Origin of the sequence: Flavobacterium sp. UBA4197 (assembly GCF_002379575.1) — a bacterium.
GTDB classification, from domain to species: Bacteria; Bacteroidota; Bacteroidia; order Flavobacteriales; family Flavobacteriaceae; genus Flavobacterium; species Flavobacterium inviolabile.
The window spans coordinates 44,186-53,951 of record NZ_DFUB01000028.1 but is presented as its reverse complement, the minus strand read 5'-3'; the positions used below and the strand labels follow the sequence as shown (position 1 = coordinate 53,951).

At 40.5% G+C, this 9,766-nt stretch carries 8 protein-coding genes; 4 read left to right on the top strand and 4 right to left on the bottom strand.

Annotated features, from left to right (window positions below):
* A partial coding sequence (locus B3394_RS15155) for a choice-of-anchor L domain-containing protein (protein WP_286926450.1) occupies nt 1-2,011 on the bottom strand: 2,011 nt, incomplete at its 3' end.
* A 146-nt stretch (nt 2,012-2,157) separates the two neighbouring features.
* Between B3394_RS15155 and B3394_RS15150 the strand changes: the two genes are divergently transcribed.
* The 4 genes from B3394_RS15150 (at nt 2,158) to B3394_RS15135 (ending at nt 6,183) form a co-directional block, all read left to right on the top strand.
* Nucleotides 2,158-3,057 (top strand): NifU family protein, encoded by a 900-nt coding sequence (locus B3394_RS15150; protein ID WP_286926448.1) that lies wholly within the window; start codon nt 2,158-2,160, stop codon nt 3,055-3,057.
* A gap of 76 nt (nt 3,058-3,133) precedes the next feature.
* Complete coding sequence (locus tag B3394_RS15145) at nt 3,134-3,334, top strand: dodecin family protein (protein WP_177731731.1); 201 nt, start codon at nt 3,134-3,136, stop codon at nt 3,332-3,334.
* 41 nt (nt 3,335-3,375) lie between these two features.
* Nucleotides 3,376-5,400, top strand: coding sequence for a thioredoxin domain-containing protein (locus B3394_RS15140; protein ID WP_286926446.1), 2,025 nt, complete (start codon nt 3,376-3,378; stop codon nt 5,398-5,400).
* A gap of 12 nt (nt 5,401-5,412) precedes the next feature.
* On the top strand, nt 5,413-6,183 hold the full coding sequence (locus B3394_RS15135; RefSeq protein ID WP_246297040.1) for a mechanosensitive ion channel family protein: 771 nt from the start codon (nt 5,413-5,415) through the stop codon (nt 6,181-6,183).
* On the opposite strand, the gene tsaB is transcribed toward B3394_RS15135, so the two are convergent.
* From tsaB to B3394_RS15120, 3 genes are all read right to left on the bottom strand, one after another.
* Complete coding sequence (gene tsaB / locus B3394_RS15130; protein WP_286926443.1) at nt 6,173-6,847, bottom strand: tRNA (adenosine(37)-N6)-threonylcarbamoyltransferase complex dimerization subunit type 1 TsaB; 675 nt, start codon at nt 6,845-6,847, stop codon at nt 6,173-6,175. The genes B3394_RS15135 and tsaB overlap by 11 nt on opposite strands.
* A 135-nt stretch (nt 6,848-6,982) precedes the next feature.
* Nucleotides 6,983-8,299 (bottom strand): efflux RND transporter periplasmic adaptor subunit, encoded by a 1,317-nt coding sequence (locus B3394_RS15125; RefSeq protein ID WP_286926407.1) that lies wholly within the window; start codon nt 8,297-8,299, stop codon nt 6,983-6,985.
* Between the two features lie 6 nt (nt 8,300-8,305).
* Nucleotides 8,306-9,739 (bottom strand): TolC family protein, encoded by a 1,434-nt coding sequence (locus B3394_RS15120; protein WP_177731719.1) that lies wholly within the window; start codon nt 9,737-9,739, stop codon nt 8,306-8,308.
* Between the last annotated feature and the right edge of the window lie 27 nt (nt 9,740-9,766).

Genomic DNA, 9,766 nt, shown 5'->3' with positions numbered 1-9,766 from the left:
CAGCATTTGGTGTACCGTTAAAGGTCAACACTGCTGTGTCACCCGAACAGATTGTTGTCGCTCCGCTGATCGTAGCGGTTGGCAATCCGTAATATACAATCGTTACACTTCCGGTCAAGGTATTATGACAGTTTGGTGTACCGTTGGAATCAACACTTACTAAAGTATAAGTAGTATCTGCAGTTACCGGAGGAGTTGTTACCGTTGCGTTACCGGTAGCATCCAACGTAACGTCTGCCGGGTTACCGTCTGCAGTATAATGAACTGTAGCTCCGGCAGGTCCTGAAAACACAATAGTTGCCTGACCTGAACAGATTCCGTTCGGACCGGAAATCGTTGCTGTTGGCAACGCCACAAGAATTAACTGGAATGACGTTGTTCCATAAACAATAGGATCCGACACTTTTTCCATACGAACATAAATTGTTTGTCCTGAACTTGGGAAAGCATTCGCCGGGGTTATAGGATTAATATCAGCATCGGCATTGGCCTGGCTGGTATGATAAGTAATGGTATAATCTGCAGCTAACTGTCCTCCTAATATCGTGGTATTTTGCTCCGTTAAATCAAATATTTCTGTATTATCCGAGTTAACATCACAAGCACGCATATCACCAGGGGTAACAGGATCGGCCGTGCAGGAAATTACATTCAAATTAAATTGTCTGATAACATAACAGGAATTTTCCCCTGTTGAAATATTCACAAAAATCGGAATAGTTACAGCAGTCGGATAATTTGCAGGATTCGGGATATAGTTCGCTCCTATTTCCGCATCGGCAAGGCTGGTATGATAGGTAATAATTGTACTCGGATCAAGACCCGCTAAAATATTAGCATAATTATCATTTAAATTAAAGGGAACCGGAGTTGTTCCGTCACCACATTTTGTCAGATCGACCGGATTACCCGCTGCAATCGGCGGGAATGCTTCAACGGTAATAGGTGTAGGCTGCTGGATACAAGATCCACCGTTATTATTAATAATCACCCCATAAACACCAGGAGCAGAAACACCATAAGAAGCTCCGGTAGCACCCGGAATATTCTGTCCGTTTAAGGTCCATTGAAAAGTATAAAAAGCAGGATTCAATCCTGTATCTAAAGTTCTGATTTCACCCGGACACAATGCCGCTAAATTGTCGATTGTTAAATCTCCGCCCAAAGTAGCCTGTCCAACATTAAAACTTCCCGCTTTAAGGAATACCGCAGAGTCAAATCCTGTATCGGTTCCGTCGGCAATTACCATTTTAATTTTATACAGCGTATTCGGAACTACGGTAGAAGATGCCGTCATTGGAATTGTTCTTCCCATATAGTTAATGGGAGAAGGCGGAAAACCGTTTTCCGGGTAATATGCTCCAAAGAATCCCTGATTCTGGGATACACAGATAGCATTGTACAACTGATTTTTAATTGTAAGGGAAGAAATCGGTGTTGAGGTACCCGGCACAACTGCCAGATTGGTAACCTGACCGGTAGCTGTATTGGTCAATATAAACGCAAAAGCATCAGCATAATCCCCGTTACACTGATATGTTCCATACTCTTCGGAAGCAAATAAAAATTCGAAACTAAAACTATCGGTTAAAGGAACGAAGTCGAATTGCAGATAGGTAGCATTTCTATAAACAAAGGCATTGTTCACTACTCCTGCAGCAACCATCTGCGCTTTCAGATCGGCATCTCCTGTCCAGGAATTAACCCCTTCACTTAAATTTCCGGTATTCGGACCGGGAGCAGACATGGCTCTACCAGTACTTAAAATAACTCCGGACTGAATTGGAAAACCAGCATTGGTATTTTGAAAAAAACCGATGCCGTTCTCAGAGTTCTGCCCGTTTGTATTACCGGTTCTCCAGGTAATATTTGAAACCTGAGCACACTGCGAATTAATCAACACGTCTTGCACTAACTGCGGAACAGTATACGTATTCGTATTAACGGTAATGGGTTGTGCAAATGCCGTAATTGATAATAACAAGACCACTAAAAAGTAGAGCTTCTTCATTGGCTATAACTGGTTATAAATGATTAATCCTTATCCTTATTTTAACGTTAAAACAACGCCTTAATGTTAATTTTTCCTTTAAAATTTCCAAATATACTTATTCAAACGATATATGTTCGTTAAATTTGCAAAAAATCACAAAAAAAATGTTAAAAGTAACAATACGAGATACGCAAAACCCGGCCATTGTAAAATTTGAATTTCCGGATTTCATCACAAAGAGCGAAAGTTTTGAATTTAAGAATATTGACGAAACGGCATCATCCCCTTTGGCCAAACAATTATTCTATCTTCCTTTTGTAAAAACGGTATATATCTCAGGAAATTTTATCGCAATTGAAAAATATTCTATTGTGGAATGGCATGAGGTAAAAGAATTGCTTGCCGAACAGATCGAAACCTTTGTTGACAAAGGCGGCAAGATCATCAACATTGATGAAAATAAAAACAAAAAAATTCCGGTAACCGTTTATGCGGAAACCACTCCAAACCCGTCGGTTTTAAAATTTGTTGCCAGCAAATTACTGACCAAAACAAGTGTGGAGTTTAAAAATATTGACGAAACGGCGGCTTCTCCCCTTGCCAAAGAATTGTTCAAGCTTCCTTTTGTAAAAGAGGTATTCCTTGATGAGAATTATATCTCCATCACTAAATATGAAATTAACGAATGGCAGGAAATCACTCAGGAAGTACGTACCTTCATTAAGAATTACATTGAAGAAGGCAAAACAATCATCGACGAAAGTCAGATCGTTAAAACAGCTAATCACGAGAAACAGCAAGAAGAGTATTTCAACAACCTGGATGTAACTTCACAGCAGATTATCAACATTCTTGACGAATATGTAAAACCGGCTGTAGCCTCCGATGGCGGAAATATTATTTTCGAATCCTATGACGAAACAGACAAACGTGTAAAAGTAATTTTACAGGGTGCCTGCAGCGGATGTCCGTCTTCGACCTTTACGTTGAAAAACGGTATCGAGAACATGCTTAAAGAAATGTTACACGATCACGATATCAAAGTTGAAGCGGTAAACGGTTAACATTCAGCCGAAATCGTTGTTTTTCATTCTTTAATACTGTACCTTTATTAGCTATAACCTTAAAAACTAGCAAATTATGGGAGTATTAAAAGTTATCGAACTGCTCTCCAGTTCAGAAGTAAGTTGGGAAGACGCTACAAGAAAAGCCGTAGCAGAAGCTTCCAAAACATTGAAACACATACGCTCCGTTTACGTTCAGGAACACAGCGCAGTGGTTAACGACGATCAGGTCACCGAATTCAGAGTAAATTTAAAACTCACTTTTGAAATAAAATAGTTTATACAGGCGTTCCTTTGAGAACGCCTTTTTTTAAAATTATGAACGAACTACAATACGAATCCAGCCCCTATTTACTGCAACACGCCAACAACCCGATTCACTGGAAAGCTTGGAACGATACTTCCCTTTCGGCTGCCAGAGAAGCAAATAAGCTTATCATCATCAGTATTGGTTATTCCGCCTGTCACTGGTGTCATGTTATGGAACACGAAAGTTTCGAAAACAGTGAGGTTGCTTCCGTAATGAACTCCGGATTTGTTGCTATAAAAGTAGACCGTGAAGAGCGTCCCGATGTGGATGCTATTTATATGAAAGCGGTACAGCTTATGACCGGACAGGGCGGCTGGCCATTAAATGTGGTTTGCCTGCCAGACGGAAGACCCGTTTGGGGCGGCACCTATTTCAAGAAAGATAATTGGATGGACATTTTGAGCCAGCTCGATAATTTATACCGCACCAATCCGGATAAAGTAATTGAATATGCCGAAAAACTGCATGAAGGTCTCTCTTTTTTAGGTCTTGTAAACCATGCCAATGCCGATAGCGATGCTCAAAATCCGCAGCATATCAAACCACTGGTCGAAAAGTGGTCCAAAAGTTTCGACTGGGATTATGGCGGTTATGCCCGGGCACCTAAATTTATGATGCCCAACAATTACCTGTTTCTTCAGCGTTATGGCTACCAGACTGCTTCGGCAGACTTACTGGACTTTGTAGACCTGACCCTGACCAAAATGGCACATGGCGGGCTTTTTGACGTGTTAGGCGGTGGATTTTCCCGTTATTCGGTCGATATGCGCTGGCATGTTCCTCATTTCGAAAAAATGCTTTACGACAACGGTCAGCTGGTAAGCCTTTATGCCGAAGCCTACAAACGAACCAAAAATCCTTTATATAAAGAAGTCCTTGAAAAAACACTTTCCTTTGTGGAAAGGGAATTGTGCAATCCTGATTTTGGTTTCTACGCTGCCCTGGATGCCGACAGCTTAAATGAAGTTGCCGTTTTGGAAGAAGGCGCTTATTATGTCTGGACAAAAGAGCAGCTGCAAACTTTATTAACAGCAGATTTCGATCTTTTTGCAGCCCTTTTCAATGTTAATGAATTCGGTTTTTGGGAACACGATCATTATGTGCTGATCCAGAACCGGTCTGTTCAGGAAGTTGCGGAGCAGTTCAACCTGTCTGAAGCTGCCTTACTGGCTAAAAAGAAAACATGGGAATCGCTATTGTTCAGCGAAAGGGAGAAACGTCCCAAACCACGTCTGGACGACAAATCACTGACTTCATGGAACGCCATTATGCTAAAAGGGTATGTGGATGCTTACAATGCTTTGGGCGATCTGCACTATATTGCCATTGCCAAAAAGAACGCCGCCTTTATTACCGGCAAAATGTGGTCGGAAGAAGGCCATTTGTGGCACACCTACAAAAACGGCAAAAGTACCATCGTGGGATTTCTCGAAGATTACGCCTTTACAATAGAAGCTTTTATTGCTTTATACCAGGCTACCCTTGAAGAAACTTATTTGCTGCATGCAAAACAATTAACCGATTATTGTTTGGATCATTTCTACAATGAAGAACAGCAATTCTTTTTATTCAAAGCAAAAAACACCACGGCGTTAATTGCTGCTCATTATGAAATTGAAGACAATGTAATTCCTGCCTCCAATTCGGTTATGGCTAATAATCTTTACATCCTCAGCACGCTGTTTCATAACGAATATTATGAAAAAACTGCCCTGCAGATGCTCAACCACCTTATCCCGAATATTGATTATGCTTCGGCCTATTCGAACTGGATGAACCTGTGGATGAACCTATCAAAAGACACTAAAGAACTGGCCGTTTGCGGACCTGATGCTCTGGAAGCTTTAGCAGCTGTTCACTCCGAATACCTGCCGCATGTAATTATTGCCGGTTCCAGACAACCGTCGGCAATACCTTTTCTTCAGAATCGGTTTGACGAAAAAAAATTACTGTTTTATATTTGTGAAAACAGGAATTGTAAACTGCCTGCCACCGCTGTTGAAACAACTTTAAACGAATTAAGAATTAAATAAATATGCCCCCCTATGGAAAAAATGAATAACTTTTTCATTCACTATCTCAACGTACTCCTTGACTATTCCCCAAAAGTAATTTCCGCCGTCATCATTCTGGTTGTCGGTATCTGGGGAATTAAGTTTATCCGGAAAATTGCCGAAACGGTCATGACCAAAAGAGAGCTAGAGCCTACGCTGATCAAGTTCTTATTAGACTTTTTGATCTGGGCATTGCGCATACTGCTTTTTGTATCGGTCATCTCAAAATTAGGAATCGAAACCTCTTCTTTTGTTGCTATTTTAGGAGCAATTGGTTTGGCTGTTGGTTTATCGCTACAGGGTTCCTTATCCAATTTTTCCGGTGGTGTCCTGATCATTCTTTTCAAGCCGTTTAAAGTGGGCGATACGATTGAAGCTCAGGCAGAAAATGGAAAAGTACTGGCAATACAGATTTTTTCGACTAAAATACTGACTTCCCAAAATCAGATCATCTATATTCCGAACGGTATTTTATCGAATGGAAAAATCAAGAACTTTTCGCAGAAACCAACCCGAAGAACCAATTTAGTGGTTCCAACGGCTTATACTTCAGACATACGGGCTATCAAAACACAACTGGAAGAATTGATCAACAATCATCCTGATGTATTAAAAACGCCTGCTCCGGAAGTGGTTATTGAAACGTTGGGTGAAAAAAATGTAAACTTTGCTATTCGTGCCTGGACAAAAAATCAGGATTTCGGAGCCGTTAGTTCCCAGCTTTTAGAACAAAGCAGCAAACTCGTTACCGTTACGGCTTAACAGCCTTGGTAGTCATCACAAAATCCTTTAGATAAAAAGGCTCAAAATAAGCGACATCAACAGTGTCGCTTTTTTTATACTTCTCAAAAGACACTTTGCTCATTTCTTTAGCAGAAGGATAAATAACCGCATCGTGATATATAAAATCTGGCGTGTTTAGGAGTTCCTTGCATTTTGCAGCACCGTCACCAACCAGGTGTATCGTTTCCCGAATGTCCTCATAAATAGTTTCGGTAATGATCTCCGCTTTAGTAGTTCGTAAGCGGGCAAACGATTTATCAAAAATAGCTGTAAATACTTCCATACGGCGGGCATCAATCATCGGGATAATCACACCGTTTTCGATCCGGAGCTGTCTTGCCAGTGTTTCTAAGGTATCCACCGCTATCAGTGGAATGCCCAAAGAATAACACAGTCCTTTTGCAGCCGAAACACCAATGCGCAGTCCGGTATATGACCCCGGTCCCTGACTTACCGCTACCGCATTTAAATCCTGAAAGCCAAGCCCGGCTTCTGCCAAAGCATCCTGAATGAAAACATGAAGTTTTTCTGCGTGCGAATAGCCTTCTTCTGCAATTTCCATAGAAACAAGTGTTTCTCCGTTTTTTGCAATTGTGATCGAACAATTTTTTGTGGCAGTTTCAATATTTAAAATATAAGTCATTCTGATAAAATTATTGGCAAAGATAGTTTATATTTTTTTGCCACGAACCGTATACTTTTCAGCTTCATGGCTAAAACATTTATACAGTTCGTGGCAAAATGGTTATCAGGAATCTTCCTGATGGCAATCAAAAAACTAAACTTTTTTATCTTTTTTCTTATCCGGAATCTCGTCCTTTTTAACAGTCACTCTATCACCCGGATTCAGATCTTTGGTAACCGTTGTATAGGGTCCTACAATGATAACATCGCCTTTTTTCAGTCCGCTTACAATTTCAATATTGGTATCATCCTGAATGCCGGACTTGATTTTACGCAATTCGGCTTTGTCGCCTATTTTTACGAAAACACATTCGAATTTCTTATCTGTTGATCCTTTTACTTTTTCTTTCTCTTCTTTTTCCAGTTCTTCCAGTACGTCTTTTTTACCGGAAATAGTATCCGTTTTCATTACAACAGCACTAATAGGAACTGCCAGAACATTTTCTTTTCGCTTGGTTTCAATATCAACCGTTGCAGTCATACCCGGACGGAAAGGTGAGAAATTTGCCGGTTTGCCCGCAATCAGATCTTCATACGATTCTTTTAATATTCTCACTTTAACTTTAAAGTTCGTTACCTGATCGGCTGTTAGTGTAGAACTTGCCGAGTTGGAAATACTGGTAACGATACCTTTAAATTCTTTTTTCAGGTAGGCATCCACTTCAATTTTTGCCGAATCCCCGATATTAACTTTAACAATATCGTTTTCGTTCACATCCACTTCAACTTCCATATTATTCAGGTTGGCCACTCTTAAAAGTTCTGTTCCTGCCATTTGCTGCGTTCCCAGAACACGTTCTCCCAATTCGACATCCAGTCTTGAGATCGTTCCGTCAACCGGTGCATAAATTGTGGTTCTGTTGAGGTTATCCCTTGCTTCTGTTACCGTAGCCGAAGCACTTTGAACGCTGTAATAAGCCGATTGCTTAGACGCTTGTGCCACTTCATAGGCCGAAACAATTTTATCCCATTCCGATTTGGAAATTACGCCTTTGGTAAATAATTTTTTATTTCTTTCATAGTTGGCTTTCGCTTCCTTAACCTGTGCTTCCGCCTGGCTTAATCCGGCTTTTGATGTAGACAGTGATGCTACCGTTCTGTTTAATCCCGATTCGTATAAATCCGGATTGATCTTAACCAGCAGGTCGCCTTTTTTTACTGTCTGCCCTTCTTTAACCGGCAGCGCAATAATCTCTCCCGATACTTCGGATGAAATTTTCACTTCTATTTCCGGTTGTATTTTTCCGGTTGCCGAAACAGTTTCAATAATGGTCATCTGATTTGCCTGAGCTACTTCTACCTCAGTTCCTTTGTCTTTATTCCCGATGACACCTTTTTTACTTAGTATTAACAACAAGGCAACAACAGCTACGACACCTCCTATTAAAAGAAATTTTGTACTCTTTTTCATGATTTTTTAATTTTGAGTGATCGGCATTCCAAAATAGAATTCTAATATTTTCGTTCTGAAGATATAATCATATTTTGTTCTCAATACTTCCGACTGTGCATTTACAAATAAGGTTTGCGCTTGTGTAAAATCGAAAACATTCATTAAGCCAACTTCATAACGTTCTTTTGCATAATTGAATGATTCCTGTCTTGCCTCTAAGGTTGAAAGCGCCGCTTCATAGGATTTTAACGATCCTTTTGTATCGGTATAAGCCGTATAAACCGTTCTTTCCAAATCCAGCTCCTGTTGTTCCAGGTTGATTTTGGAACGTTCCAAAGCAACTTTTGAACGCTCTACATTATTTCGAACCGACAAACCATTCAGGATAGGAACATTTAAAGAGAAACCGAAATTTTGTCCTTTGTTATCGCTAAACTGATCCAACACCGGAGCCGGACTTCCTAAAATCGGGCGGTAATTATTCTGTAAAACGCTTAATCCGTTTTCGGTAAAATATTGTGTTGCTATCGTCGGGTTGTTAGGATCCTGCTGATAGCCCACTACTCTGTCTGCATAAGCCGCACGGGTACTGAAACTATAGAATCCCTGCAAGGTAGGATGGTATTTTCCTCTTGCGATAGACAGATCTTTTTCGGCAATCGATACGTTTGCTTCCGCTATTTTAATATTCGCTCTGGTTTCCCTTGCTTTTTCAACAATCTTTTCCGGTTCTTCCATCATCACACTGCTGTTTTTCACCGGTGTTTCGTTATCCACGATATCGAATTCCCTGAAACCGTCTAATTGCAGCAATTGCGCCAGACTTAAGCGGGAGATCAACAATGCGTTTTCACTGGCAATCAATTTCTGATTGTCTGCCATTACCGTTGCTTTGACATCCAGAAGATCGCCTTTTGGCACCACTCCGGCATCAACAAGCTCCTGCGTTCTTTCCATCTGCTTGGTATCGTACGCCAGTTGCTCTTTCTGAACTTTCAGATTTTCTTTATTGAACAGGATCTGCAAATAGGCATTGACAATGTTTAACGACACGTCTTCCTGCATTTTCTGCAATTGATACTGTGACGCGATTATGGATAGATTGGCTTTTCGGAGTTGGTTCTGGTGTTGTAACCCTTTATAAATATCGATTCCTACGTTAAGCCCTGCAGAAGTAAACTGAACGGTTTGGTTTTCCAAAAGTCCTGTTGTAATATTCTGGTTCAAACCAACGTTCCATGAGTGGGAAGCCTGACCGTTAATTGTCGGCAGGAAACTACCATAAGCATCTTTTCTTGATATATGTGCTACCTGTTGATCTAAAACGGATTGTTTGATAGAAATATTCTTCTCCATTGCGTGGTTAACGCACTCTTCTAAAGTCCATTTTTTAGTTTGTGCTTTCGCTTGAATTGCCACCATCGACAAGCCCAAAAACAGCAATGTTGTACTCTTCATATCGTTTATTTTCCTACAAATATATAA

Coding starts and splice junctions, on each gene's coding strand:
- B3394_RS15125 (WP_286926407.1), bottom strand. CDS start 8,299: ATGAAAAAGAGTACAAAATTTCTTTTAATAGGAGGTGTCGTAGCTGTT.
- B3394_RS15150 (WP_286926448.1), top strand. CDS start 2,158: ATGTTAAAAGTAACAATACGAGATACGCAAAACCCGGCCATTGTAAAA.
- B3394_RS15140 (WP_286926446.1), top strand. CDS start 3,376: ATGAACGAACTACAATACGAATCCAGCCCCTATTTACTGCAACACGCC.
- B3394_RS15135 (WP_246297040.1), top strand. CDS start 5,413: ATGGAAAAAATGAATAACTTTTTCATTCACTATCTCAACGTACTCCTT.
- B3394_RS15120 (WP_177731719.1), bottom strand. CDS start 9,739: ATGAAGAGTACAACATTGCTGTTTTTGGGCTTGTCGATGGTGGCAATT.
- B3394_RS15145 (WP_177731731.1), top strand. CDS start 3,134: ATGGGAGTATTAAAAGTTATCGAACTGCTCTCCAGTTCAGAAGTAAGT.
- tsaB (WP_286926443.1), bottom strand. CDS start 6,847: ATGACTTATATTTTAAATATTGAAACTGCCACAAAAAATTGTTCGATC.